The following is a 26,066-nucleotide window of genomic DNA, read 5'->3' as shown; positions in this document are numbered from 1 at the left end:
CCGCCGCCTCGTCCCGGAAATCGCCGTAAGCTGACAACGGCCCGGACTGCCCGCGCAGCCCGGCGCGTTGTGCTGTTCGGAAAAACCCTGCGTCAAGTCACCGGAGCCATGAGCCTCACCGGAATCCTCGACCTGATCGGCGCCGACCGCGCCGTGAGCGAAGTCCTGCGGATCGCCCGCGAAGGCGGCGAACCGCTCCTCGATCTGACCGGCCCGCCAGGGCTGCGCGCCCCCCTGACCGCCGGGATCGCCGGCGCCGGGCGCACCGTGCTGGCGATCACCGCCACCGGCCGTGAGGCCGAAGACCTGGCCGCCGCGCTGCGCTGCTTCCTGCCCGAACATGCTGTGGCGGAGTTCGGCGCCTGGGAGACCCTGCCGCACGAGCGCCTGAGCCCCCGCAGCGACACGGTGGGCCGCCGGATCGCCGTGCTGCGCCGCCTGGCCCACCCCGAGCAGGATGAGCACGGCGCCCTGCAGGTGGTGGTCGCCCCGGTGCGCGCGGTGCTGCAGCCGGTGGTCCGCGGGCTGGGCGACCTGGAGCCGGTGGCGCTGCACTCCGGCCAGGAGGCCGAGCTGACCGACGTGGTCGAGCGCCTGGCCGCGGCCGCCTACAGCCGTACCGACCTGGTGGAGCGGCGCGGGGAGTTCGCCGTGCGCGGCGGCATCCTGGACGTCTTCCCGCCCACCGAGGAGCACCCCCTGCGGGTGGAGTTCTGGGGTGACGAGGTCGAGGAGATCCGCTACTTCGCGGTCGCCGACCAGCGCAGCCTGCAGGTGGCGGAGTCCGGGCTGTGGGCCCCGCCCTGCCGTGAGCTCCTGCTGACCGAGGAGGTCAAGACCAAGGCGGCCGAGCTGGCCGAGCGCCTGCCCGGCGTGGCCGACCTGCTCGGCAAGGTCGCCGCGGGCGTGGCCGTCGAGGGCATGGAGTCGCTCACCCCGGTCCTGGTCGACGCCATGGAATCGGTGCTGGACGTGCTGCCCGAGCATACCCACGTGGTGCTGGCCGATCCGGAGCGGATCCGCGCCCGGGCCCACGACCTGGTCGCCACCAGCGAGGAGTTCCTGCAGGCGAGCTGGCTCAGCGCGGCCGCGGGCAGCGCCGTCCCGGTCGACCTGGAGCCGATCCTGGGCACCGGCTCGTTCTGGACCCTGGCCGACGTCCGGGCCCACGCCCTGAAACTGAACCTGCCCTGGTGGACGATCTCCCCGTTCGGCCTGGACGAGACCGGTCAGGCCGCCCATGACGAGGGTGACGAGGGCGCGGTCGTCTTCGTCCCCGAGATCGTCGCCCCCGAGCCCTACCGCGGCGACCGCGAGAAGACCCTGGAAGACATCACCGGCTGGCTGCACGAGGGCTGGCGGGTCGTGGTGATCACCGAGGGCAGTGGTCTGGCCCGCCGGGTGGTCGAGATGCTCACCGAAGCCGACCTCGCCGCAACCGCGACCGACGATCTTTCCCAGCCACCGGCGTCCTCAGTTGTGGCAGTAGGAACCGGCCGCCTCAACCAGGGCCTGATCGCTTCCGAACTCAAGCTCGCCGTCCTCACCGAGACCGATCTGACCGGCGGCAGCGCCCCGGGCTCGACCACCAAGGACATGCGCCGGATGCCGGCGCGCCGCAAGAACGTGGTCGACCCGATGCAGCTGAGCACCGGCGACAACGTGGTGCACGAGCAGCACGGCGTGGGCAAGTTCGTCGAGCTGGTGCAGCGCACCGTGGCCGGGGCCACCCGCGAGTACCTGGTGATCGAGTACGCGCCGAGCAAGCGCGGTCAGCCCGGCGACCGTCTCTTCGTGCCGACCGACGCGCTCGACCAGGTCACCCGGTACGTGGGCGGTGAGCAGCCCAGCCTGAACAAGCTCGGCGGCTCGGACTGGGCCAAGACCAAGGGCCGCGCTCGCAAGGCGGTCAAGCAGATCGCCGGCGAGCTGATCCAGCTCTACAGCGCCCGGATGGCCACCTCCGGGCACGCCTTCGCCCCGGACACCCCCTGGCAGCGCGAGCTGGAGGACGCGTTCGCCTACGTGGAGACGCCCGACCAGCTGGTGACCATCGAAGAGGTCAAGCAGGACATGGAGAAGACGGTCCCGATGGACCGGCTGATCTGTGGCGACGTCGGCTACGGCAAGACCGAGATCGCGGTCCGCGCGGCGTTCAAGGCGGTGCAGGACGGCAAGCAGGTGGCCGTGCTGGTGCCGACCACGCTACTGGTCCAGCAGCACCTGGACACCTTCGTCGAGCGCTACGTCAACTTCCCGGTCAACGTCAAGGGCCTGTCCCGCTTCTCCACCGAGGCCGACGCCCGCGCCGTCAAGGAGGGCATCACCGACGGCTCGGTCGACGTGGTGATCGGTACCCACCGGCTGCTGACCAGCGAGATCAAGTTCAAGGACCTCGGTCTGGTGGTGATCGACGAGGAACAGCGCTTCGGCGTCGAGCACAAGGAGCGGCTGAAGCAGCTGCGCACCAACGTCGACGTGCTGGCGATGAGCGCCACCCCGATCCCGCGTACCCTCGAGCTCGCGGTCACCGGGATCCGCGAGATGTCCACGCTCGCCACCCCGCCCGAAGAGCGGCACCCGGTGCTGACTTTCGTGGGTGGCTACGACGAGCGGCAGATCTCCGCCGCGATCCGCCGGGAACTGCTGCGCGAGGGCCAGGTCTTCTTCATCCACAACCGGGTGGAGTCGATCGACCGCACCGCCGCCCGGCTGCACGAGCTGGTTCCGGAGGCCCGGATCGCCACCGCCCACGGCAAGATGGGCGAGCACCAGCTCGAGCAGGTGATGGTCGACTTCTGGGAGAAGCGCTTCGACGTCCTGGTCTGCACCACGATCATCGAGACCGGCCTGGACATCTCCAACGCCAACACGCTGATCCTGGAACGCGCTGACATGATGGGTCTTTCGCAGCTGCACCAGCTGCGTGGGCGGGTCGGCCGGGGTCGCGAACGGGCCTACGCGTACTTCCTGTACCCCAGCGAGAAGCCGCTCACCGAAACCGCTCTGGACCGCCTGCAGACGATTGCGGCGAACACCGACCTGGGCGCCGGGATGCGGGTGGCGATGAAGGACCTGGAGATCCGCGGCGCCGGAAACCTGCTCGGCGGCGAGCAGTCCGGGCACATCGCAGGCGTCGGGTTCGACCTGTACATCCGGCTGGTCGGCGAGGCCGTGGCGGAGTTCCGCGGCGAGAACGAGCAGGAGTACCAGGAGGTCAAGATCGACCTTCCGGTCGATGCCCACCTGCCCACCGCCTACCTGCCCGACGAGCGGCTGCGCCTGGAGGCCTACCGTAAGCTCGCCGAGGTCTCCTCCGACGAGGCCCTGGACGCGGTCAAGGCCGAGCTGATCGACCGCTACGGCCCGCTTCCGGAAGTGGTCACCAACCTGCTCGAGGTCGCCCGGCTGCGGATCCTGGCCCGTCAGGCCAACCTCAGCGAGATCGCCACAATGGGCAAGGCGATCCGCTTCGGCCCGATCGACCTGCCCGACTCCGCCCGGATGCGCCTGCACCGGCTCTACCCCGGCACCCAGGACAAGCCGGCCACGAAGACGGTTCTGGTTCCGGGGCCGACCACGGCCCGGATCGGTGGGCGGCCGTTGCGCGACGTCGCGGTGCTGAACTGGGCTCGCGAGTTCATCGAGTCGGTGCTGCTGTCGTCGGTGCGGGCGGCCTCCGCGGTGGGCACCCGCAAGTAAAAGCAAGAACAAGATCTGGATGAACGGCTGTGCGGCCTGGGGTGCCTGGGGCACCTCGGGCCGCTGGCCGGGGACATACTCCGTGCGGGCCTGGGTTTTGCCAGTCACCGGTGTGGTGGTCGGGGACATTCACTCCGAGGACATGCCCCGTGGGCGGTTGCCCCAGGGACATTTACCCTCAGCGGCTGAGCTTGATCGGTGCGCCAGCAGGTCGGATTGCTCGGAGTAGCGGTGGTTACCGCGCGTGGCCCGGCCGCGAGGGCCTTCGTGATGTGTGTACACATCGGTCACCTGGTACGCGGTGTACACACATCTCGGAACCGGCGATTTACGCCCCCGGCCGGCTTCGGCCCTAGCCGCGCTGGCCCGTGTCAGGCGCCCGGCCCTTGGCCCGCGCCAACCCCGTCGGCGTCCGGCTCGTACGGAGCGGCGGGCGTCCGGCCGGTTTCATGTCCAGCGCGTTCCCGGTCGCTGTCACCTCAGGTGAGTCGCTGGTCGGCGACGTTCGTCGCCGGGGCGCCACGAGCGTCCATTGTTGGGATTTGTTGTGAAGGTCACCCCTGGCACCCCGTTCTGTCGTAGCCGGGCGATAGCATCGCGTGCGTGATTGCGACCCGGCGCCGGGTGGGCGCTCTTGTGGCCGGTACGGCCGCCGTTCTTGCCGTGACTCTCTCCGGCTGCGGCAGCAGTCAGGCCGGAGCTGCGGCAGTCATCGGTGACCGCCGGATCTCCGTGGCCGACGTGCAGAACGGGTACACCGACATCCTGCCGCTGGTCGGGCAGGACGCCGGGGTCACCCAGGCGCAGATCCTGAATCTGCTCATCCTGCAGCCCTATCTGGCCGATGCCGCCGCCGGCCTCAATCGTGGCGTCTCCGAGCAGGACGCCCGGCTGGACATCTCCTCGTCCGGCAGCATCGCCTCGGAAGACCTGAGCGAGGCCGGGGTCCAGGTCTGGCAGGCCAACCTGGCCAACTCCGCGCTGCAGACCGACCGCGCAGCCGATCAGATCGCCGCCACCTACGCCGACATCGAGCAGGAGCTGAAGTCGCAGGGCGTGCACATCAACCCGCGCTACGGCAACGGCATCGACTACAGCACCTTCACCATCACCCAGTCCCGGCCGGACTGGCTGGAGGCCGCCCAGCCTGCGGCTGAGGACCCGACCACCGGTCAGCCCGGCGCTGGTCAGCCCGGCACCGATCAGCCTGGTGCTGGTGAGCCCGGCACCGAGGCGCCGGTTCCCGACGCGAGCCCCGCGCCGTAGTGGCTCCGGAACAACCGTCCGGCGGGGCCACCCCGGCCCGGCCGGACGCACCGTCAGCCGCGCTCGAAAACTCGGCCGCGCTCGAAAACTCGGCCGTGCCAATTCCGGCGGCCGAGGACCCGGCCGCGCCAACTTCGGCGACCGGGAACTCGGCCGTGCCGACTCGGGTGGCGGAGGACTCGGCTGTGCCGACGCGGGCGGCGGAGGACTCGACCGTGCCGAGTCTGGCGGCCGAGAATCCGGCCATGCCGACTCGGGCGGCCGAGAGCCCGGCCACGCCAATTCCGGCGGCGAAGGACTCAGCTGAGCCAACTCTGGCGTCCGAGAACCTGGCTACCCCGGAAGGTGCAGCCGTCCCCGCAACCGGCCGCATCGTCCTCTTGCTGACCACCCCACGCACTGCCCCCGGCCTGCTGAGTTTTCCCGCCTGGCAACGACTTCGGGTAGCCGACGCGGTACTCGCCGCCGACCCCGACCCGGCCTGGCTGGATGCCTTCGCCGAGGCCGGCGTCGTGCCTGAGGACGTGGCCGCGCTCTCGGTCGGTGAGCGAGCCGGCCGCCTGGTGGTCGATGCCTCCGGAGGCCGCGAACTGGTGTGGTGGGGCAGCGACGACGGCGATCCCGGCCTGACCGATGCGCTGGCCGAGCACCTGTCCCGCCGCGCGGTCGCCGCCCTGCCGCCCGAGGTCGAGGTGATCACCGGCTCCTACGATCTGCCCGGCGCCCGGCTGCTCGACCTGGTCTCGGTGATGGACACGCTGCGCTCGCCCGGCGGCTGCCCGTGGGACGCCGAGCAGACCCACACCTCGCTGCTGCCCTACCTGCTGGAGGAGGCGCACGAGGTGATCGAGGCGGTGGAGTCGGAAGATCCGGCCCACCTGCAGGAAGAGCTCGGCGACCTGTTGCTGCAGGTGATGTTCCACGCCCGGGTGGCGCAGGAGACCTCGGACTTCGGGATCGACGAGGTGTCCGCGGGGATCGTGGCCAAGCTGGTCCGGCGGCACCCGCACGTGTTCGCCGACGCCCCGGCCGGATCGGCGGCCGAGGTGGAGCAGTCCTGGGAGGCGTTGAAGGCCGAGGAGAAGAGCGGCCGGCAGGGCTTCGAGGGCATCCCGGCCACGTTGCCCGCGCTGGCCAAGGCCCAGAAGATGCTCGGCCGGCTGGCCCGCGCCGGGGTCGACCTGGACGAGGCGATCGAGCAGGCGGCCAAGGGCGACGAACTGGCCGCCGCACTGCTGCGGGTGGTGGTGCTGGCCCGGGCGGGCAACGAGGACGCCGAGGCCGCGCTGCGGGCGGCTCTGGGCCGGATGGTCCCACCGGAGCTATAGGTTGTCCGCCTGCGAAAGACCGCCAGAACCGAAAGGCAGTTCCCGATGAGCCCGCAGTTGCTCCACTCCGGCAAGGTGCGTGACGTCTACGCCGACGGCGACGACATCATCCTGGTCGCCTCCGACCGGGTCTCGGTCTACGACGTGGTCCTGCCCACCCCGGTGCCGGACAAGGGCAAGATCCTGACCCAGCTCTCGCTCTGGTGGTTCGACCAGCTGAAAGATCTGGTGCCGCACCACATCGTCTCGGCCACCGACGTCCCCGAGGAGTGGGCCGGCCGGGCCGTGCGGTGCAAGAAGCTCACGATGATCCCGGTCGAGTGCATCGCCCGCGGCTACCTGGCCGGCCTCGGCCTCGAGGAGTACCGCCGCGACCAGGCGATCTCCGGGGTGCAACTGCCGGCCGGCCTGGTCGAGGGCTCGAAGCTGCCCGAACCGGTGTTCACCCCCACCACCAAGGCCTCCGAGGGCCACGACGAGTTCATGACCTACGACGAGGTGGTGGCCCAGCAGGGCGCCGACCTGAGCGACCGGCTGCGTGAGCTCACCCTGGCCGTCTACACCCGGGGCGCCGAGATCGCCGCCCGCAGCGGCGTGATCATCGCCGACACCAAGCTGGAGTTCGGTCTGGACGCCGCGGGCGAACTGGTGCTCGGCGACGAGGTGCTCACCTCCGACTCCTCGCGGTTCTGGCCGGCTGACACCTGGACCCCGGGCGGGCCGCAGAAGTCGTGGGACAAGCAGTTCGTCCGGGACTGGTCGCTGACCAGCGGCTGGGACAAGACGTACCCCGGTCCGGAGATTCCCGAGGAGATCGTCGAGAAGACCCGCGCGCTGTACGTGGACGTGTACGAGCGGATCACCGGCAACCGCTGGTAATTCGCCCCTCGAGAGGCTGGCGGGCCACTTCGTGCGGCACGATGGGGTGCATGCGCGAGCAGCACGGTGAGGACCCGATCGTCACGGCCCGGTTCCGTGACGCCGCCACGAAGGTGCTGGACGCCCTGCTCGAGGCCGCTCCCGAATCGGCCACCGAGCTGGGCGAGCACCGTTACGACGAGCGCACCACCGAGCTGACCGTCGAGGCCACCATCGGCCGGGCCTCGATGCTGGTGGACGCGTTGTCCGCGCTGGACGAGGTGGACGACACCGCGCTCACCCCGGACGACCGGGTGGACCTGGAGATCCTGCGCACCCGGGTCAGCGGCACGCTGTGGGAACAGACCGAGCTGCGCCGGTTCGAGACCGACCCGCTGCTGCACCTGCCCGCCGACGGCCTCTACCCGCTGATCACCCGGGACGGCCCGGTGCCGGATCGGCTGCGGGCCCTGAACGCCCGCCTGACCCACGTGCCGGCCCGGCTGGAACAGGCTCGCTCGGTGCTGCACGACATGCCCCGGATCCATGTGCAGACCGCGATCGAGCGGGCCCGGGGCACGGTGCCGTTGCTCACCGACGACCTGGAACCCTTGCTGGAACAGGACGAGTCGCTGGCCGGGCCGGTGCGCCAGGCCCGCCAGGACGCGCTGGAAGCCCTGGAGCGACACGTCCACTGGTTGCAGGCGCAGTTGCCGGTCAGCGACGGCGAGGCCCGGCTCGGTGAGCTGAACTATGCCGCCCGGCTCTGGTACACGCTGGACACCGAGACCAGCCCGGACGCCCTGCTCACCAGGGCCGAGAGCGACCTGCAGGGGATCGAGGAGGAGATCGCCGAGCTGGCGGTGCGGATCAGCGGCCGGCCGATGAGCGCCACGCTGGTCCGTGAGGTGCTGGACCAGGCCGCCGACACCGCCCCGATCGCCGCCGACGGGGTGCGCGCACTCTGCGAACAGGCCCTGACCCTGATCACCGACCGGGTCCGCGAGCTCGACCTGGTCACCCTGCTGCCGGTGCCGATCCAGGTGATCGAGGTACCTCCGGCCCGGGCCGGCATCGTGGCCTACTGCGACCCGCCCGGCCCGCTCGAGCCGGGTGCCGCGGACGGGCTGCTGCCCACCTTCTTCGCAGTCGCCCCGAGCCTGAACGACGCCGGTCTGCGGCGCGAGTACAACGGCCACATGCTGCGGAATCTGGCCGTGCACGAGGGAATTCCGGGCCATGCGCTGCAACTGGCCCACGCCACCGGCTACCGCGGCGGAACCCCGGTGCGCACCGCCATCCGCAGCGAGACGTTCACCGAGGGCTGGGCCGTGTACGCCGAGGAACTGATCTCCTCGGCCGGGCTCGGCCTGGGCGGCCAGGACGACGACTGGCTGCGGCTGATGTCGCTGAAGATGGCCCTGCGCAGCGCCATCAACGCGATCCTGGACGTCCGGGTGCACGCGCACGGGATGACCGAGGACGAGGCGCTGCAGCTGATGACCGCGCGTGGGCACCAGGAACCGGGCGAGGCCGCGGGCAAATGGCGCCGGGCCCTGCTCACCTCCACCCAGCTGTCCGCCTACTACGTCGGGCACCGGGAGATCCGCGACCTGGCCGCCCGGCTCGGCTCGGCCAACCCGGACCGCTCGCGCCGTGAGGTGAACGACGAGATCCTGGCGCACGGGGCACCGCCGCCCCGCCACCTGCGCACCCTTCTCCAACTGGACTGAATACCTGGTGAACAGCAGGACCATCGGCCCGCGGACACCGGCCCCCGGGTGAGGGGCGGCGCGGGTGGCTGGCGATAGGCTCCGTTCCGTAGACGTAACGGTCAGACATGTCGCCGGACGCATCGGTCCGGCCTACCGTGAGACGAGCAGGAGCACGAAGCATGGCAAGTATTGAGGCCGTCGGCGCCCGCGAGATCCTCGACTCCCGGGGCAACCCCACCGTCGAGGTCGAGGTCGCCCTGGACGACGGCACCATCGCCCGCGCCGCAGTTCCCTCGGGTGCCTCCACCGGCGCCTTCGAGGCGGTCGAGCGCCGCGACGGTGACAAGAAGCGCTACCTGGGCAAGGGCGTCGAGAACGCGGTCAACGCCGTGCTCGACCAGATCCAGCCCGCACTGCTCGGCTTCGAGGCCAGCGACCAGCGGATGATCGACCAGGCGATGCTCGACCTGGACGGCACCGACAACAAGGGCACCCTGGGCGCCAACGCCATCCTGGGTGCCTCGCTGGCCGTGGCCAAGGCCGCCGCCGAGTCGGCCGAGCTGCCGCTGTTCCGCTACCTGGGCGGCCCGAACGCGCACATCCTCCCCGTTCCGATGATGAACATCGTCAACGGTGGCGCGCACGCCGACAGCGGTGTGGACGTGCAGGAGTTCATGATCGCCCCGTTCGGCGCGCCGTCCTTCAAGGAAGCGCTGCGGATGGGGGCCGAGGTCTACCACTCGCTGAAGTCGGTGCTGAAGGCCCAGGGCCTTTCCACCGGTCTGGGCGACGAGGGCGGCTTCGCCCCGAGCGTGGCCGGCACCAAGGAGGCCCTGGAGCTGATCGCCACCGCGATCGACAAGGCCGGTTACGTGCTCGGCACCGACCTGGGCCTGGCCCTGGACGTGGCCGCCACCGAGTTCCACAGCGAGGGCGTCTACTCGTTCGAGGGCGGCAAGCGCTCCTCGGCCGAGATGGTCGAGTTCTACGCGAGTCTGGTCCGCGACTACCCGCTGGTCTCGATCGAGGACCCGCTGGACGAGAGCGACTGGGAGGGCTGGACCGCCCTGACCACCGAGGTCGGCTCCAAGGTGCAGATCGTCGGCGACGACCTGTTCGTCACCAACCCGGCCCGCCTGCAGCAGGGCATCGAGACCGGCGCGGCGAACGCGCTGCTGGTCAAGGTGAACCAGATCGGCACGCTGACCGAGACCTTCGACGCGGTCGCGCTGGCCCACCGCAACGGCTACCGCTGCATGATGAGCCACCGTTCCGGTGAGACGGAGGACACCACGATCGCCGACCTGGCGGTCGCCACCGACTGCGGCCAGATCAAGACCGGTGCCCCGGCCCGCTCGGACCGGGTGGCCAAGTACAACCAGCTGCTGCGCATCGAGGAAGAGCTCGACGACGCTGCGGTGTACGCCGGCGCCGGCGCGTTCCCGCGGTTCGCTCACCGATGAGCCCTCGCCGTCCCCCCGCGCCCGGTTCCGGCGGATCCTCGGATCCCTCGGGCACCCCTCGTGCGTCCCGGGCGCGGGGAGACGGCACCAAGGCCGCCGGTAAGGCGCCGTACAAGAAGGCCGCCCCGAAAAAGGCTGCGGCTCAGTCGCAGCCGCTGAAGAAGACCGCGCCCAAGAAGACCGCTGCCGCCAAGAAGGCGCCTCGGCGCCCGGAAGGCGTCTCCGCTCAAGAGCGCGCCGCCGCGTCCGCCGCGGCGAAGAAGAAGCGCGCCGCCGCCAAGCAACGTGCCCGCACGATGGCCGCCGGCTCCCCGATCTCGCGCTCCCCGCACAAGAACCGCACCCGCACCACGGCCAGCCGTTCAGGCGGCCTGCGCTCCACCAGCACCCGCCCCGGATCGGCCCGGCCCCGCGCCGCGGCGGCCGGGCGTGGCACCCGCAAGCGCGGCTTCGGGGTCGGAAGCGGGCGCCCGGTCTGGGTTCTCGGTGCGGTCGGGGTGATGCTCGCGCTGCTGATCCTGCCCTACTTCGAGAAGTGGCTGGGGCAGCGCTCGGAGCTGGAGGCCACCCGGGCCGAGGTCGCGCAGGCCACCCAGGACGTGGCCGAGCTGGAGAAGCAGCAAGAACGCTGGAAGGACGACGAATACGTGCGAGCCCAGGCCCGGGCCCGGCTGGGCTATGTGATGCCCGGCGAAACCGGTTACCGCGTGACGGATCCCGGAACCGACTCCGAGACCCCGGAAACCGGTACGCAAGAGACCGTTCCCACCGGTAACCGCTCGTGGTTCTCCAGTATCTGGCTCTCCGCCGAGGCCGCTGGGGCCGCAGGCGAAGCCCAGGCCACCACGGTGGTGCCGTGAGTGCCGCCGAGGCCCAGCGCGACGCGGGCCCCACCCCGGTCACCGACGAGGACCTGGCGGCCGTGCATCGTCAGCTCAAGCGTCCCGCCCGCAACGTGGTCGCCGTCGGCGCCCGCTGCCCCTGCGGCCAGCCCGACGTGGTCCAGACCTATCCCCGGCTGGACGACGGCACCCCGTTCCCCACCATGTACTACCTCACCTGTCCCAAGGCCGCCGGTGCCATCGGCACGCTCGAGGCCTCGGGACTGATGAAGGAGATGACGGCCCGGATCGCCGAGGATCCGGACCTGGCAGCCGCCCAGCGCCGGGCGCACGAGGACTACCTCCAGCGGCGGGCCGAGCTCGCCGAGGTGCCCGAGATCGCCGGCGTCAGTGCCGGGGGCATGCCCGAGCGGGTCAAGTGCCTGCACGTCTACGCGGCCCACGCACTGGCCGCCGGACGAGGGGTGAATCCGCTGGGGGACGAGGTTCTCGATGCTCTGCCGTGCTGGTGGGAGAGAGGGCCCTGCGGAGTGGAGGAAAGATGACGAGGGTTGCTGCGATCGACTGCGGCACCAACTCGATCCGGCTTCTGATCGCCGACATGAGCCGCAGCCGCGGCACTCTGGTCGACGTCGAGCGCCGGATGGAGATCGTGAGGCTGGGCCAGGGGGTGGACCAGACCGGGGAGATCAGCCCGGATGCGATGGACCGCACGCTCGAGGTGGCCCGGCGTTACGCCGACCTGTGCCACCAGCACGAGGTGCACGCGATCCGGTTCGTGGCCACCTCGGCCACCCGGGACGCCCGTAACCGCAAGGTCTTCGTGCAGGGCATCCGTGAGGCGCTCGGGGTCGAGCCGGAGGTGATCCCCGGCTCGGAAGAGGCCGAGCTCTCGTTCACCGGGGCCACCGGTGGGCTGGCCGACGGGCACGACGCGCCGTTCCTGGTGGTCGACCTGGGCGGCGGCTCGACCGAGTTCGTGCTCGGCGAACAGCATGTGCAGAGCGCGATCTCGGTGAACATCGGCTGTGTCCGGATGACCGAGCGGCACCTGCGCAGCGACCCGCCGACCGCCGAGGAGGTGGCCGCCGCCACCGCCGACATCGACGCCGCGCTGGCCCAGGTCAGCGAGAAGGTGGTGCTGGAGGAGGCGCGCACGCTGGTCGGCGTGGCCGGCACGATCACCACCGTGACGGCGCACGCCCTCGGCCTGAGCGAGTACGACCCGAAGGCGATCCACGGCGCCACGCTCACCCTGGACCAGGTTCAGGCCGCCTGCACCGAGCTGCTGGAGATGCCCCGCGAGCAGCGGGCCGCCCTGCCGTACATGCACCCGGGCCGGGTGGACGTGATCGGCGCCGGGGCCCTGGTCTGGCGGCGGATCACCGAGCGGATGCAGGCCACCGGCATGGTGACCAAGCAGGTCACCTCCGAGCACGACATCCTCGACGGGATGGCCTGGGGCCTGGCCTAGACGGGCGCGGGAACCTCTACGCGTACCCGATCCGGGTGCGTGTAGAGGTTCATCGAGTCGCCCCGCACGAAACCGGCCAGGGTCAGCCCGGCCTCGTCGGCCAGGTCGACGGCCAGCGTGGAAGGCGCGGAAACTGCCGACAGCAGCGGGATCCCGGCCATCGTCGCCTTCTGCGTGAGCTCGAACGAGGCCCGCCCGCTGACCTGCAGCACCGTCTCCTTGGCGGGCAGCAGACCGTGGGTCAGCGCCCAGCCGATCACCTTGTCCACCGCGTTGTGCCGGCCTACGTCCTCCCGCACGCACAGCAGTTCGCCCTGCGCGCTGAACAACCCCGCCGCGTGCAGCCCACCCGTGCGATCGAAAGCCCGCTGCGCCTCGCGCAACCGGTCCGGCAACGAGACCAGAAGCCCCGCGTCGATCAAAGGTTCCACCGACAGCGTCCGGTTACCGTCTGCATCCATGATTGGGAGGGTGACCGGCCCCACAACTGGACGCCGGGCGAGCACCTCTGCGATCGAATCGCTCCCGCACACGCCGCAGGCGCTGGAGGTAGCCCCGAGCCGCGCCTGGGGGACCGGAACCCCGGCGGCCAGCCCGATGCGTACCGTGTCGGCATCGCACGACGTCAGTTCGGTGAGATCGCTCGAGGAACGCGCCACCCCCTCTGCCACCAGCCAGCCCAGCGCGAGTTCGAGGTCGTGCCCCGGCGTGCGCATCGTGGTGGCGATGGTCTGCTCACCGACCTTGAGCGTCAGCGGCGCCTCCACCGCGAGCTGGTCGGGGCGGGCGGTCGAGGAGGCCTGAGGGCTTCCGGCCCCACGCACCCGAACCACCCGGCGGCGATCGACGAGATGTCCCATACCCTCCAGCGTAAGCCTGCCCTGAGAGTTCAGCTGTGAGCGGGACCGCCCGCAGCACCCCCGGCCGACCGAATAACCTGTGCACAGGCCCTCGTAGCCCAACGGCAGAGGCAGGCGCCTTAAAAGCGCTCGAGTACGGGTTCGAATCCCGTCGGGGGCACCACCGCACTGGCTGAACCCTGAGCACCGGCTGTCTCGTATGTCGGGGGAACTGGTTCTCCGGGGTAGGGCGGATACATGGCGCGCAGGCACGCGAGTCCCGAGGCTTTCGAGCTGGTCGGGATGTCCGCCGACCCCACTCCGGGCGATCCGGAGCTGATCCGTGGCGTCCTGCAGCGTTATTCCGACATCGGGGATGCGGCCGAGAGCGCCCTGAACATCCTGCGCAAGGGTGGGGCGCTGGAGAGCGGCCGGGGCTCGGCGATGGACAAGCTCGCCGAGATGATCGGCGAGGACCTGCCCGACAAGCTGCGCAAGACCGCCACCTCCTACCAGGAGGCGGCCCGGGCCTACCGGGAGTACATCCCTCGCCTGGAAGATGCCCAGACCACGTTTGACCAGGCGGTGGACCGGGCTCAGGCGGCTGCGCCGGCGGCGAACCAGGCTGCTCCGGCCCCGCTCGCTCCCGACGCCACCGAGGATGCCCGGGCCGCCGCGCGGCGTACCGAGGCTGCGACCGAGTCCGGCCAGGCCGAGCTGAGTGCGGCCCGGAGCCTGGCCGAGCAGGCCCGCACGCTGCGCGAGAACGCTCAGGCGCAAGCCTCCGAGACCCTGGACCGGGCTGCGGGGGAGGCGATTCCGGAGCGCAACATCTTCCAGAAGATCGGGGACTTCTTCAAAGAGTTCCCCTTCGTCGAGATCCTGCTCGGCCTGCTGATCGCCGTCGTCGCGGTGTTCTTCCCGGTGGTCGGGGCGCTGCTCAGCGGGGCCCTGTTCCTGATCTCACAGGTCGGCGCGATAGCCAACGGCGAGTTCGAACTAGGGACGTTTCTGCTCGGGTTGGCCACGCTGATCCCCGGGGGCTCGTTGTTCCGGGCCGGTGGGGGAGCGGTCAAGGGCGGCGCGGAGGTCGCCGCCGGGGTCGGCGCGGGAACTGCCAGAACAGTGGACGGTCCACTCGCCGATGTTGCTTCCTCGGCAGTGCCTGCCCGGGCTGTCGGTCCCGGAACCCGAGACGTCCTCAAGGACGCAGGCAGGGACGCCGGGTTGGAAGCCGGTGCGGAAACCGTGAATCAGGTGGCCGCGGGCGACGAGTTCGACGCGGGGGCGGTGGCCGGTGCTGCTGGTCTGGCCGGAGCAGCGGGGTTGGCCGGACTGGCCGGGGGACGTCGTGGGCGGGGTGACGGGGCCGGGGAGCCGGCGTCGCCTTCCGGCGCTTCCGGGTCCTCCGGGGGCGATCGCTCACGGAGCGGTCCGTTCGATGACGACGACTTCGCTCCCACCTTGCGCGGGGCGGACCGGCTCGAGCCGGCCGAGCCCGGGGTCTTCATCCACAAGGCCAGCGGAGCCCGGCTGGAGGCCCAGTTCACCGACCTGAACGAGCCGCAGATCTTCCGGGTGGCCGGTACTGATCGCGAAGTCACGTTCGTCGACGGCATCTTCGAGGACCGGGCCACCGGTGAGCAGGCCGACTTCGACCTGCGGCCCACCTTCCCCCGCAACGACGACCACTTCCTGGTCGCCGGGCAGGAGACCGGCGACTTCCGGAAGATCGAGACCGGGGACGACCTGGCGCTGCTGTCCCCGCGCGACGGGATCGTGCTGGTCCGCACCGATCTGCTGGAAGGACTGGAGGGCCGGCCCGCGCTCGGCCGCGGCCCGGCGCTGAACGACAGCAAGCTGGCCAGCGTGCGCGAGGCCTTCGACGGCAACATCCCGCTGGACCCGGTGGTCCTGCGGCAGGGCGAGATCGTCGACGGCAATCACCGGATCGCCGTCTCCCGGGAACGCGGGATCCCGTTCGTGCCGATCCGGGTGGACCGGTTGTCCGCCGGATAACCGGATAACTGGGGACGCCGGTCAGGCTTCCGGGTCGATGATCACGATCGGGCTGGTCGAGTCGGGATCGTCGTATCCGGACGGGCGGTACGTCCACGCGGTCTCGGCGGGCCGGGCCCGGTGGTATCCCTGATCTTGCTGGTGGCTTGGGTACGGGGTCTGCTGCTGGACCGGCGCCGGGGCTGAGGTGAACCCGGCGATCGGGGTGAGCACGCGGTGCCAGCCGGGCTTGGCCGGGGACAGGATGTTGCCCTGCGCGTGAGTCACCCCGAGCGCAGCCAGATGTCCCAGGTCGGCCGCGGTCTCCGGACCCTCGGCACAGAGCAGGACCTTCAGCTCCTGGGCGTACGTCACCAGACCACGCAGCACCGCCGTGCGGCCCGGGTCGGAAGCACAGCCGACCACCAGCGTCCGGTCGATCTTGACCATGTCCGGCTGCAGCATGGCCAGCCGGGAGAACTCCAGGGCGCCCGCCCCGACGTCGTCCAGGGCGATCCCGGCGCCCCGGTCCCGGAGGTCGTTCACCACCCGGACCAGGTCGTTCATGTCCACGTCGCCCGGGTCCTCGCTGAGCTCGATCACCACGCCGGACAGGTCGTCCGGCAGGCCGGTGCGCATCCGGGCGGTCATCAGGGCCCGGGCCGAGGCGTTGACGTAGAGCACGTGCCCGGCGGGCCGGTCCGGCAGGTCCAGCGCGGCCTGGATCGCGGCCAGTTCCAGCAGGTCGCCGAAGCCCTCGCGGTAGGCCTGGCGGAACACCTCGCCGGTCTCGGGCGGGCTGCTGTCCGGCTGGCCGCCGGGCAGGTCGAAACGGGCCAGGGCCTCGTGCGCGCAGACCTGCTGGTCCCGCAGGTCCACGATCGGCTGGGTGACCATGGTGAAGCTCGGCATCCGGTGCACCCGGCGACGACCCCGGCGGGAGGCCAGTGGCGGGCTGGACTCGTCGTTCGGGCGGATCGGGTCGGCCTTGACGTTGATCGAGGTGAGCTCGATCTTGCCGGTCGGCGGGCCCAGTGGCGGCTCGTCCCCGGCGATCACCACCCGGTTGCGGCCGGCTCGCTTGGCCGCGTACAGCGCTTCGTCGGCCGCGGCGACGGCGGCGCCGGGGTCGGTCAGCGGGTCCCATTCGGCCACCCCGGCCGAGAACGTCTGCTCGTACGGGGTTACCTCGCGCAGCCGCTCCAGCACGGTGGCCAGTTGCAGGGGAGTGAATCCGGGGGCCAGGAGGGCGAACTCCTCACCGCCGTACCGGGCCAGCATCGCCGGGGGACGAAGTTGTGCGGTCCAGGCGGCCACCGATTCGCGCAGCAGCAGGTCACCGGCCTGGTGCCCACGGGTGTCGTTGAAGACCTTGAACTTGTCCAGGTCGATCATCGCCACGCAGAACGTGGTGCCGTGCTCCCGGGCCATCGCGGTGGCGCGGGCCAGCTCCCAGTCCCAGGTGCGCCGGTTCGGGGCGCCGGTCAGGCCGTCGGCCCGGGCCTGCTCGCGCAACTCCACCGCCAGGCCCTGCACGGTGGAGATCAGCCAGAGGATCCGGACCAGGATCAGGATGCAGATCAGCAGCATCCCGACCGCGATCACCTGCCAGTGCCGGGCGTCGCTGTTGAACCCGTCGGCCAGCAGCGCGATGTTGGGCAGCAGCAGGGCCAGGACCAGGGCGGCCTGCCGGGAACGGCTCAGCCGGTCCTCCGGGGCCGAGGGGTCCGGGTCGGCCAGCATCCGCATCGACGGCACGCCCGCCGCCGCGGCGATCAGCAGGTAGCCGCCCAGCGTGCCGGCGTCGATCAGCGGGCTGGACTGCAGGCTGGAGGAGATCAGGGTGGAGACCTCGTAGCCGACGTCCGCGGCCAGGGTCAGCCCGACGCCCATCACCAGCAGCGCGTACGAGACGGTGCGGGCTCCCGGCACGGCGTAGAGCCGGGCCAGCACGGTGAGCAGGAACAGGTCGCCGAGCGGGTAGGCGGCGCCGATCGACTTGGACATCAGCGGCAGGGTCGAGCTGTCGGCCAGCGGGGCGATCACGAAGATGCCCAGCACCACCCCGGTACTGGTGGTGACGATCAGCGCGTCCAGCACGGCGCCGTGGTCCTGGCGGCCACCCCGGGCCCGGGAGAAGTCCAGCGTGCCCAGGCCGAGCAGGGGGTAGGCGGCCAGCGAGATCAGGTCGGAGGCGCCGAGGTGCTGACCCGTGCTGACGCTCGGCTCCAGGGTGCGGATCAGGTCACCCAGCACCCACAGGAAGGTCCCGGCCAGCAGCAGAGTCCAGCCGCGGCGCCGGGCCGGCTGGTGCAGCAGCACGCCGAGCAGGCCGACCGCCACGGCGCCGACCCCGATCAGCACCCCGAAAGGACCGGCCTCTTCGTCCGGCAGCAGGGCGTGCACCCCGATCAGAACGGTCAGCAGGGCCAGCGCGGCGAGCAGGACAAGGTTGCCGGCGCCGGCGGCGCGGGCCCCGTTCAGCAGGCTCGCGGGCCCGGTGGCCCGGGGTACGTCCTCGTCGGTGGCCAGGCCGGCGGGTTCCAGGCGGTCGGGCTTCAGCACGTAGGAACACACCAGGGCCGGGGTGCCCGGAGACGCCCGTCGGGCAGACCCGTCCGGTCAACCCTCATGTCGCCCAAGCTCCCGCCTTCGCCGCCACCGGTCCGCCCGGCCCGGCGACGTCCTAAACCGACATCTCACGGTGCAATCACGTGGTCTGAAGAGTAACGGGGTCGGGGCGATGGCGACACAATCCGCACAGGGGCAACTGGAGCATTGCCCAGCATCACCGGCATCGGCGCGTGATCCGGGAGAAACGGACCGTGACCGCCCGGACGCGTCCGGGCGGATCCGGGCTGATCGCAGGCGCCCGCGGGTGGCCGGGAGGGGCACAGCGGGTTCGCAGATAACTTCTTCAGAAAGATCTTCGCGTCGGGAACTTCCCCGGCCGCCGGAACATTAGATTCACAACGGTCGCACAGTCGGCCGTGCCCGGACGTGGCCAACTACGGGCAGAAGGAGACAACGAACAACGGTCGGAGGACCGATGGAAAGCAAGAACCCTGTCTTCGGGCGCAGTGATCAGTTCGCCCGTGGGGGTTACGCGACGTTCGACACTCGTACCCCGAGCTCGGACGATCTTCAGGGCATGTACGACGCGCCGTCGGTGACGTCGCGCAACACCGCCCGGATGACCATCGACGACGTGATCATGCGGACCGCGTCGCTGTTCGCCGTGCTGCTGGCCACCGCCATCGCGGTGTTCGCCCTGGTCGATCCGCGCGACCCGATCATCCTCCCGATCGTCTTCGGCGGCATGATCGTCGGCCTCGGCCTGAGCCTCTGGATCTCGTTCAGCAAGAAGGTCCGCCCGGGCGCGATGCTGGCCTACGCGGCGGCCGAGGGTCTGTTCGTCGGTGGCATCAGCCTGCTCTTCAACACCATGTACGACGGCATCGTCACCCAGGCCATCCTGGGCACGCTCGGCGCGTTCGTCGCCATGCTGGTGCTGTACAAGACCGGCGTGGTCCGGGCCACCCCCAAGTTCACCAAGATCCTGATGATCGCCGGTGCCGGCTACCTGGCGTTCGGCCTGATCAACCTGATCGTCTCGCTGGTCAGCGGCAACAGCGCCTACAACAGCCCGCTGGGCTGGCTGATCGCCGCCTTCGGCGTCGGCCTGGCCTCGTTCTTCCTGGTGCTCGACTTCGACTTCGTCGAGCAGGGCATCCGCAACGGCCTGCCCCAGGAGCAGGCCTGGACCGCCGCGTTCGGCCTCACGGTCACGCTGGTCTGGCTGTACATCGAGATCCTGCGCCTCCTCGCGATCCTGCGCGGCGACGACTGATCCGACCGCACCTGATCCAACGGTGCTGATCCAACGGCACCGCGCCGCCGACTCGCCCGGGCCCACCGGCCCGCGGTAGTCGGCCGAGCAGTTCAGCACGAGCAGATCGCCCCTGCCTGGCTCCTCCAGGCAGGGGCGATCTTTGTGCCGGTGCCGGTGCCGGTGCCGGTGCCGGTGCCGGTGCCGGTTCTACGGGCCCCGACCGCACCCGGTCTGCACAAACGTCCCCTTGTCCGGTCTGCCCTGACGGAATCTTCGGGGCTCCCATAGGCTGACAACGTGCCCGATCCCACCACCTCGCCCCAGTCCGTTCCGCCCCAGAACTGGCACCCGCCTCAGGGGCTGCTGGAGATCGCCGAACTGGTGCTGAGCGGCGCGCTGCCGGTCGCGCCGGGCATCGTGGAGGTGCCACCGGAGATCGCGAAACGGCTGGACGCGGGCGAGACGATCGCCCTGGAGGATGCCGAGGGCACACCGGTCGCGGGTCTGGCCTGGGAGGTCCACCAGAATCTGCCGTTGCCCCAGTTCACGCCGCTGAAGCCGTTCACCCAGGGGCCGGTCCGGGCCGAGCGTCGCACCCCCGCGCTGGTCCGGGAGGGGGCAACGGAGGAAGTGCTGGCTGTGCCGGTCACGGTGGCTCTGACCGCAGCCCAGGTGGCGCAGATCCGGGCGCAGGCAGCCGAAGCCAGTCGCGTCGTCCTCTGGTTGGCAGTGATCGGCGCGGGTCGCAGCCTGCCGCTGCCGCCGGACGGGCTCTGGCGCGCAGTCCGCGATCTCGCTGCTGAGCAGGGCGAAGCGCATGAACAGGCCGTGCCGGTGGCCGTTCCTTGGCTGGCCAACACCGACGACGCAGCACTGCTGACCGCAGTCGCCCGCGGCTACGGAGCTACCGAGGTCCTGCCCCCGCTATCTGCAGCCGAGCAGGGCGAACTTCACCCAGCCTTTGCCCGTGAACACGCTCGCGCAGTGCCCCCGCCGCACCGCCGGGGCCTCACCGTCTTCTTCACCGGCCTGTCCGGCTCCGGTAAGTCCACGGTGGCCAAGGCCCTGGCTGAGCGTCTGCTCGACCACACCACTCGCACCGTCTCCTTGCTCGACGGAGACGAGGTGCGCCGCATGCTCTCGGCCGGCCTCACCTTCAGCCGGGCCGACCGTGACCTCAACATCCGCCGGATCGGCTTCGTCGCCGCCGAGGTGACCCGGCACGGCGGTCTGGCCATCTGCGCGCCCATCGCACCCTTCGACAGCGTCCGGGCCGAGGTCCGCGCCGGGGTGGAACAGGTCGGCGACTTCGTCCTGGTGCACATCTCCACCCCGCTCGAGGAATGCGAACGCCGTGATCGCAAGGGCCTGTACGCCAAGGCCCGGGCCGGTCAGATCCCCGACTTCACCGGGATCTCCTCGCCCTACGAGATCCCGGCCGACCCGGAACTGCGCATCGACACCACCGGTATCGCGATCGACGCGGCGGTCGAGCAGGTCTGGAGCCTGCTCACCGAACGCGGATACCTGAGCGCACCGGAGCCGAGCCGCACGAACGAGTAGCCCGCACCGTCCGAGGAAGGGAAACCGTCCATGGCCGTCGGCCCGCCCCTGGAACTGGAAGAGCTCGAGCGTCTCGTCACCTCGGGACACGTCGACACCGTGCTGGTGGTCTGGACCGATCCGGGCGGACGGCTGCAGGGCGAGCGAGTGCACGCGCGGCACTTCTCCAGCCAGGTCCTGGCCAACGGACTCAACCTCGAACCAGGACGGGCCGACCCGAGCGCGGCCGCACTCTCGGCCCCCTCGGGCGCTCTCGTACTACGCCCCGACCCGGGCACGTTACGTCCGGCTCCTTGGCTCGCAGGGTCGGTGATGGTGCAGGGCAACCTGTTCCGCGCCGACGGGCTGCCGGTGCGAACGGCTCCGCGCCAGGTGCTGGCGGCGCAGGTCAAGGAGGCCGCGGACCTGGGCGTTGTGCCTGCCGGATCGATCGCCCTCCAGTTCAGCGTGTTCGACGCTACCTACGCGGCCGCCGCGGAGCGGGGATGGACCGGCCTGCCAGGAGGCGCTCAGACCGGGGGTATCGGCAGTACGAACGTAGACGAGGATCTGCTGCGCGACCTGAGACAGACGGCCTACAACGCCGGCCTGACGGTGCAGTCGTCCTACGGAACGGGCGTGCCGGGGCAACACGACATGTCCTTTGCGCCCGACGACCTGATCCGTGCCGCCGACAACCAGGTCGTCTTCCGCACCGCAGCGACCGAGCTGGCCCACCGCCACGACAAGGCGCTGACCTTCATGGCCCGCTACGACGACCGGCCCGGCAACGGCGCCCGGCTCTCGATGAGCCTGCGCGGCCTGGACGGCTCATTCGTGTTCAACGACACGGCCAACCAGGACTTCTCCGACGGACGCAGCGCGGTGTTCCGGAGCTTCGTCGCCGGGGTTCTGGCCACGTTGCGCGACTTCACTCTGCTCTACGCCCCCACCGTCAACTCCTACAAGCGCTTCCGCCGCGACTCGTCCGCCCCCACCGCGATCACCTGGGGGGAGGGCGGCCCGGCCAGCGCGCTGCGGGTAGCTGGCCGCGGAGAGACTTTGCGGGTGCAGAACCGGGTGCCTGGGGCAGACGTGAACCCCTACCTGGCTTTGGCTGGAATGCTGGCGGGCGGGCTCTACGGCATCCGCGCCGGGCTTCCGCTGGAGCAACCGCTGATCGGTGACTCCCGAGCGCCAGGTCTGGCCCGGGTGCCGGCTTCGCTGGGCGCCGCTCGCGAGACCTTCGCCGGTTCGGATCTGGCTCGCAATGCCTTCGGTGAGGACGTTGTGGCCACCGTCCTGCGTTCCGCCGACGCCGAACTGGATGCGTTTGAGTCGTCGGTGACGGACTGGGAGCGTCGGCGCGGCTTCGAGATGCAGTAAGAACAGAACTGGAGACGTCCGCCCGGGCTTTGGGATGTCAGGGGGCAGCGTCAGGCGCGGGCTAACATCACCAGGTGCTCAGCCCCACCCACGACGAAGCCACCAAGCGCCTGGAACGCCTCGCCGACCGGTTGCGGGTGGTCGGCCCCCGGCTCGGCGCTCGGCAGGGACCCGAAGCCGCTGACCTGCTCGGCCAGGTCCGGGCCGGCCTGCAGAAGATCGCCGATCTGACCGCCGACGCCGACGGTGAGCCCCGCCGCCCGGTGCCCGTCCTGTCCGCCTACGCCCTGGCCGACCAGGCGATGGTGCTCGGACACGACCTGCTGCGCGGTGGAGAACGTACCGATCTGTTCCGTTCGGAGGCCGTCGCCGCCGTCCGGGCCGTGCACGATCTGGTCTGACCGCGCGCTATTGGATCTTCGTCACGTGAGTCGCTACCCGAATCAGGGCGAGAACTCAACCAATTCGTGACCTCGATCGGGAACAGAATCCCAAAGTCTTCCCGCTGCAACGACTGCTGGCAGCGGTTACGCCACCGCCTCGTCCGCCGAGGAACCGGGGGCGAACCAGAAGTGCTTCCCGACCCGTGGTTACGGTGTTGCCGAATTCTGCCCGCGCTGTTCAACTGCGGATGGGGTACTCGTATCCCGCGAGCGAAGGGAGCGCACGTGAGCCGAGCCAGAAGAGCGCGGAAGATCGCTGCGGCGGCGGCCTTCGGGGGTGGGGGCATCGGCGCCCTCGGCGCGGCGGCCTACGGTCTGCTGCTCACCGAGGTCCGGATTGCGCGCAAGGTCATCGGCCAGCCTTTCGGTAATGCCGGCCCCGGTGGTGAAGGCCGTTACGGCGCCTTCCCCGGTGAGCCGATCCAGCTGATCATGCTCGGCGACTCCACCTCGGTGGGCCTCGGCGCCGACCACGGGGAGCAGACTCCGGGTGCGGTGATCGCGGCCGGTCTGGCGTCGATCGCCAAGCGCCCGGTCGAAGTGCGGATGTACGGACGGGTCGGCGGGCAGTCGTGGGAACTCGAGGGTCAGACTGCGCGGGCCCTGGACGAAGGACCCCGGCCGGACGTCGTGGTGATCATGGTCGGCGCGAACGACGTGACGCACCGGGTCAAGCCGCAGGTGTCGGTGCGGGCCTTGGAGGCTTCGGTGCGCCGGCTGCGCGAGGCCGGGGTCGAGGTCGTCGTGGGCACCTGCCCCGACCTCGGCACGATCCAGGAAATCCCGCGTCCCCTGCGGTATCTCGCGCAGCGCCTGAGTCGTCAGCTGGCCGCCGCCCAGACCATTGCCGTGGTCGAGGCGGGCGGCGCGTCGGTGTCCCTGGCCGACCTGCTGGCCGACGAGTTCATCGCGCACCGGATCGAGATGTTCTCCCTGGACCGGTTCCACCCCTCGGCCACCGGCTACGCGCGGGTGGGCGAAGCCATCCTGCCCAGTGTCGCGGCCGCCCTCGGCTTCATGCCCGGCGAGCGCGACCGGGTGCCTGACTACCGCCGCGGTGAAGGTATCGACGATGTGGCGCACGCCGCGGTCCGGGCGGCCGAGAGCGGTGGTACCGAGGTGTCCGGCATCGAGGTCTCCGGCGCCGAGCGTGGCCCCCGAGGCCGCTGGGCCGCCTTCCGCCGTCGCCGCGCCCCCAAGCTCGAGCAGGACAACAAGCTCGACCAGGACGACCGGCTCAAGCAGGACGACAAGCTCGGTCAGAGCGACTCGGTGGAACCCGGCGGCACCCCAGCCTCGTCCTGACCCATCACGAAAGGCCACAGTTACCCGCACCGGAGCCGCTACGGGTGTTGGATGGGCAAGGTGAAGTACGCCGAGTCGATCATTGAGCTGATGGGCAACACCCCGCTGGTGAAGCTGGGCCGGATTGCCGAGCACGTTCCCCCGCTGGTCCTGGCCAAGGTGGAGTACCTCAACCCCGGCGGTTCGGTGAAGGACCGGATCGCGCTACGGATGATCGAGGCCGCCGAGAAGAGCGGGGAACTGCGCCCGGGCGGCACGATCGTCGAGCCCACCTCCGGCAACACCGGGGTCGGCCTGGCGTTGGTGGCCCAGCGCCGGGGCTACAAGTGTGTCTTCGTCTGCCCGGACAAGGTCAGCGAGGACAAGCGCAACGTCCTCAAGGCCTACGGCGCCGAGGTGGTGGTCTGCCCGACCGCGGTCGCGCCCGAGCACCCGGACTCGTACTACTCCGTCTCCGACCGCCTGGTGCGGGAGATCGAGGGGGCCTGGAAACCCAATCAGTACGCCAACCCCGAGGGCCCGGCCAGCCACTTCGCCAGCACCGGCCCGGAGATCTGGAACGACACCGAGGGCCGGGTCACCCACTTCGTCACCGGAGTGGGCACCGGTGGCACGATCACCGGCACCGGCCGCTACCTGAAGCAGGCGTCCGAAGGACGCGTGAAGGTGATCGGAGCCGATCCCGAGGGCTCCGTGTACTCCGGGGGCACGGGACGTCCTTACTTGGTCGAGGGGGTGGGCGAGGACTTCTGGCCGTCCGCCTACGACCCCTCGGTGCCGGACGAGATCATCGCGGTCTCCGACGCCGACTCCTTCGCGATGACCCGTCGGCTCGCCCGGGAGGAGGGCCTGCTGGTCGGCGGTTCCTGCGGGATGGCCGTGGTGGCGGCCCTGCGGGCGGCCCAGAACCTCACAGCACAGGACGTTGTGGTCGTCCTGCTGCCCGACGGCGGCCGTGGGTATCTGGGCAAGATCTTCAACGACCAGTGGATGGCCTCGTACGGTTTCCTCAGCCAGGACGGCGGCCTGACCGTGGGCGACGTGCTCCGGGCCAAGGCCGGTGACCTGCCCGACCTGGTGCACACCCACCCCACCGAGACGGTCCGCGACGCGATCAGCATCCTGCGCGAGTACAGCGTCTCGCAGATGCCGGTGGTCAAGGCCGAGCCGCCGGTGATGGCCGGCGAGGTGGCCGGCTCGGTCAGCGAGCGCGACCTGCTGGAGGCGGTCTTCACCGGCCGGGCGAACCTCGCCGATCCGGTGGAACGGCACATGTCCGGCCCGCTTCCCCTGGTCGGAGCAGGAGAACCGGTCGAGGTGGTCAGGAAGGCGCTGGAACAGGTCGATGCCGTGATGGTGGTGGCCGACGGCAAACCCGCCGGTGTCCTGACCCGGCTGGACCTGCTGGGGGTTTACGCCGGCTGAGCGACGGTTGACCCGGCCGGGTGAGTCACCCGGCCGGTTCCGGTGACGCCCGTTCGCAGCAGCGGACGGGTGCGGCGCCACGCTGCGTCAGATGGGCGTCACCTGGATAGGGCATCCGAGTGTCTCGGGGGCCGGGAAGTGAAGGATCCACCGGCTGCGCGCCGATGGATCAGGGCAAGCGACTTCCCCGGAAACACCCCCCCGCGAACGAGGAGGCACCGTGGCCCGACTTCTGGTGGTCGAGGACGACCCGGACGTCCGTGATCTGATCTCGATGCGGCTGGTGATGGTCGGCCACCGCGTCATCGCGATGCCCGATGCGGACCTGGCGCTGGACTCGGTGGACCAGTTCGGGGCCCCGGACGCCTACGTGCTCGACGTAGGCCTGCCCGGCATGGACGGTTTCGACCTGCTCACCCGGCTGCGCCGCAACAAGCTCGACATCCCGGCGATCTTCGTCTCCGCCTCGGCCCGGGAGCGCGACATCCTGCGCGGGCACGAGCTGGGCGCCGCCTACCTGACCAAACCCTTTGCTGCGCACGCCCTTCTGGACGCGGTGGACGAGGCGATCACCGGCCGCCCGATTCCTTCCGTCACCGAGCACGCCTGGTGAGGCCGCAGAAGCAGGACTGAGAAGCTCGGGGGTGC

General features: G+C 70.6%; 19 protein-coding genes and 1 tRNA gene. 18 read left to right on the top strand and 2 right to left on the bottom strand.

The features are described from left to right. Positions 1 to 108 precede the first annotated feature (108 nt). The 9 genes from mfd (at position 109) to LR394_RS30975 (ending at position 12,648) form a co-directional block, all read left to right on the top strand. Positions 109 to 3,702 (top strand): transcription-repair coupling factor, encoded by a 3,594-nt coding sequence (mfd, locus tag LR394_RS31015; RefSeq protein ID WP_269330051.1) that lies wholly within the window; start codon positions 109 to 111, stop codon positions 3,700 to 3,702. A gap of 603 nt (positions 3,703 to 4,305) precedes the next feature. Then, positions 4,306 to 4,968, top strand: coding sequence for a SurA N-terminal domain-containing protein (locus tag LR394_RS31010; RefSeq protein ID WP_231448144.1), 663 nt, complete (start codon positions 4,306 to 4,308; stop codon positions 4,966 to 4,968). Continuing rightward, positions 4,968 to 6,296, top strand: a complete 1,329-nt coding sequence (locus LR394_RS43320; protein WP_231448143.1) for a MazG family protein — start codon at positions 4,968 to 4,970, stop codon at positions 6,294 to 6,296. The genes LR394_RS31010 and LR394_RS43320 overlap by 1 nt, the downstream gene beginning before the upstream one ends. Before the next feature lie 45 nt (positions 6,297 to 6,341). Continuing rightward, complete coding sequence (locus LR394_RS31000) at positions 6,342 to 7,175, top strand: phosphoribosylaminoimidazolesuccinocarboxamide synthase (RefSeq protein ID WP_231448142.1); 834 nt, start codon at positions 6,342 to 6,344, stop codon at positions 7,173 to 7,175. Between the two features lie 50 nt (positions 7,176 to 7,225). Continuing rightward, positions 7,226 to 8,887 carry a DUF885 domain-containing protein gene (locus LR394_RS30995; RefSeq protein WP_231448141.1) on the top strand — a complete coding sequence of 554 codons (1,662 nt, stop codon included), beginning with the start codon at positions 7,226 to 7,228 and terminating at the stop codon, positions 8,885 to 8,887. Positions 8,888 to 9,048: 161 nt separating this feature from the next. After that, complete coding sequence (eno, locus tag LR394_RS30990) at positions 9,049 to 10,332, top strand: phosphopyruvate hydratase (protein ID WP_231448140.1); 1,284 nt, start codon at positions 9,049 to 9,051, stop codon at positions 10,330 to 10,332. After that, complete coding sequence (locus tag LR394_RS42220) at positions 10,329 to 11,192, top strand: FtsB family cell division protein (protein ID WP_269330050.1); 864 nt, start codon at positions 10,329 to 10,331, stop codon at positions 11,190 to 11,192. The genes eno and LR394_RS42220 overlap by 4 nt, the downstream gene beginning before the upstream one ends. Beyond that, positions 11,189 to 11,719 (top strand): DUF501 domain-containing protein, encoded by a 531-nt coding sequence (locus tag LR394_RS30980; RefSeq protein ID WP_231448139.1) that lies wholly within the window; start codon positions 11,189 to 11,191, stop codon positions 11,717 to 11,719. Before LR394_RS42220 ends, LR394_RS30980 begins: the two co-directional genes overlap by 4 nt. Continuing rightward, positions 11,716 to 12,648, top strand: a complete 933-nt coding sequence (locus tag LR394_RS30975; protein ID WP_231448138.1) for a Ppx/GppA phosphatase family protein — start codon at positions 11,716 to 11,718, stop codon at positions 12,646 to 12,648. Before LR394_RS30980 ends, LR394_RS30975 begins: the two co-directional genes overlap by 4 nt. Here LR394_RS30975 and fdhD read toward each other — a convergent pair. Next, on the bottom strand, positions 12,645 to 13,508 hold the full coding sequence (gene fdhD, locus LR394_RS30970; RefSeq protein WP_231448137.1) for a formate dehydrogenase accessory sulfurtransferase FdhD: 864 nt from the start codon (positions 13,506 to 13,508) through the stop codon (positions 12,645 to 12,647). The two genes, LR394_RS30975 and fdhD, sit on opposite strands and share 4 nt — an antisense overlap. 87 nt (positions 13,509 to 13,595) lie before the next feature. Between fdhD and LR394_RS30965 the strand changes: the two genes are divergently transcribed. Continuing rightward, positions 13,596 to 13,671 (top strand) — tRNA-Leu (locus LR394_RS30965). Between the two features lie 74 nt (positions 13,672 to 13,745). Beyond that, positions 13,746 to 15,506: a ParB N-terminal domain-containing protein gene (locus LR394_RS30960; RefSeq protein WP_231448136.1), complete on the top strand. Its 1,761-nt coding sequence runs from the start codon at positions 13,746 to 13,748 to the stop codon at positions 15,504 to 15,506. Positions 15,507 to 15,527: 21 nt separating this feature from the next. Here the strand turns inward: LR394_RS30960 and LR394_RS30955 are convergent, their stop codons facing one another. Beyond that, positions 15,528 to 18,050, bottom strand: coding sequence for an EAL domain-containing protein (locus LR394_RS30955; RefSeq protein ID WP_231448135.1), 2,523 nt, complete (start codon positions 18,048 to 18,050; stop codon positions 15,528 to 15,530). Positions 18,051 to 18,534: 484 nt separating this feature from the next. Here LR394_RS30955 and LR394_RS30950 point away from each other — a divergent pair, with 484 nt between their 5' ends. The 7 genes from LR394_RS30950 (at position 18,535) to LR394_RS30920 (ending at position 26,031) form a co-directional block, all read left to right on the top strand. Beyond that, entirely contained in the window at positions 18,535 to 19,335 is an 801-nt protein-coding gene (locus LR394_RS30950; RefSeq protein ID WP_231448134.1) for a Bax inhibitor-1/YccA family protein, read from the top strand. A 279-nt stretch (positions 19,336 to 19,614) separates the two neighbouring features. Continuing rightward, entirely contained in the window at positions 19,615 to 20,880 is a 1,266-nt protein-coding gene (cysC, locus tag LR394_RS30945) for an adenylyl-sulfate kinase (protein ID WP_231448133.1), read from the top strand. Between the two features lie 30 nt (positions 20,881 to 20,910). After that, positions 20,911 to 22,245, top strand: coding sequence for a glutamine synthetase family protein (locus LR394_RS30940; RefSeq protein WP_231448132.1), 1,335 nt, complete (start codon positions 20,911 to 20,913; stop codon positions 22,243 to 22,245). A 74-nt stretch (positions 22,246 to 22,319) separates the two neighbouring features. Beyond that, positions 22,320 to 22,646, top strand: coding sequence for a hypothetical protein (locus tag LR394_RS30935; protein ID WP_231448131.1), 327 nt, complete (start codon positions 22,320 to 22,322; stop codon positions 22,644 to 22,646). Positions 22,647 to 22,913: 267 nt separating this feature from the next. After that, on the top strand, positions 22,914 to 23,993 hold the full coding sequence (locus tag LR394_RS30930; RefSeq protein ID WP_231448130.1) for an SGNH/GDSL hydrolase family protein: 1,080 nt from the start codon (positions 22,914 to 22,916) through the stop codon (positions 23,991 to 23,993). A gap of 51 nt (positions 23,994 to 24,044) precedes the next feature. Next, complete coding sequence (locus LR394_RS30925; protein ID WP_231448129.1) at positions 24,045 to 25,418, top strand: cystathionine beta-synthase; 1,374 nt, start codon at positions 24,045 to 24,047, stop codon at positions 25,416 to 25,418. Between the two features lie 220 nt (positions 25,419 to 25,638). After that, entirely contained in the window at positions 25,639 to 26,031 is a 393-nt protein-coding gene (locus tag LR394_RS30920; protein ID WP_231448128.1) for a response regulator transcription factor, read from the top strand. The last annotated feature ends 35 nt before the right edge of the window (positions 26,032 to 26,066 follow it).

Source organism: Kineosporia babensis, assembly GCF_021129305.1.
GTDB classification, from domain to species: Bacteria; Actinomycetota; Actinomycetes; order Actinomycetales; family Kineosporiaceae; genus Kineosporia; species Kineosporia babensis.
This window is presented reverse-complemented; position numbering and strand designations above follow the sequence as displayed.

Coding starts and splice junctions, on each gene's coding strand:
- LR394_RS30950 (WP_231448134.1), top strand. CDS start 18,535: ATGGAAAGCAAGAACCCTGTCTTCGGGCGCAGTGATCAGTTCGCCCGT.
- LR394_RS30940 (WP_231448132.1), top strand. CDS start 20,911: ATGGCCGTCGGCCCGCCCCTGGAACTGGAAGAGCTCGAGCGTCTCGTC.
- LR394_RS31000 (WP_231448142.1), top strand. CDS start 6,342: ATGAGCCCGCAGTTGCTCCACTCCGGCAAGGTGCGTGACGTCTACGCC.
- LR394_RS30960 (WP_231448136.1), top strand. CDS start 13,746: ATGGCGCGCAGGCACGCGAGTCCCGAGGCTTTCGAGCTGGTCGGGATG.
- LR394_RS30995 (WP_231448141.1), top strand. CDS start 7,226: ATGCGCGAGCAGCACGGTGAGGACCCGATCGTCACGGCCCGGTTCCGT.
- eno (WP_231448140.1), top strand. CDS start 9,049: ATGGCAAGTATTGAGGCCGTCGGCGCCCGCGAGATCCTCGACTCCCGG.
- fdhD (WP_231448137.1), bottom strand. CDS start 13,508: ATGGGACATCTCGTCGATCGCCGCCGGGTGGTTCGGGTGCGTGGGGCC.
- LR394_RS30925 (WP_231448129.1), top strand. CDS start 24,045: ATGGGCAAGGTGAAGTACGCCGAGTCGATCATTGAGCTGATGGGCAAC.
- mfd (WP_269330051.1), top strand. CDS start 109: ATGAGCCTCACCGGAATCCTCGACCTGATCGGCGCCGACCGCGCCGTG.
- LR394_RS30975 (WP_231448138.1), top strand. CDS start 11,716: ATGACGAGGGTTGCTGCGATCGACTGCGGCACCAACTCGATCCGGCTT.
- LR394_RS42220 (WP_269330050.1), top strand. CDS start 10,329: ATGAGCCCTCGCCGTCCCCCCGCGCCCGGTTCCGGCGGATCCTCGGAT.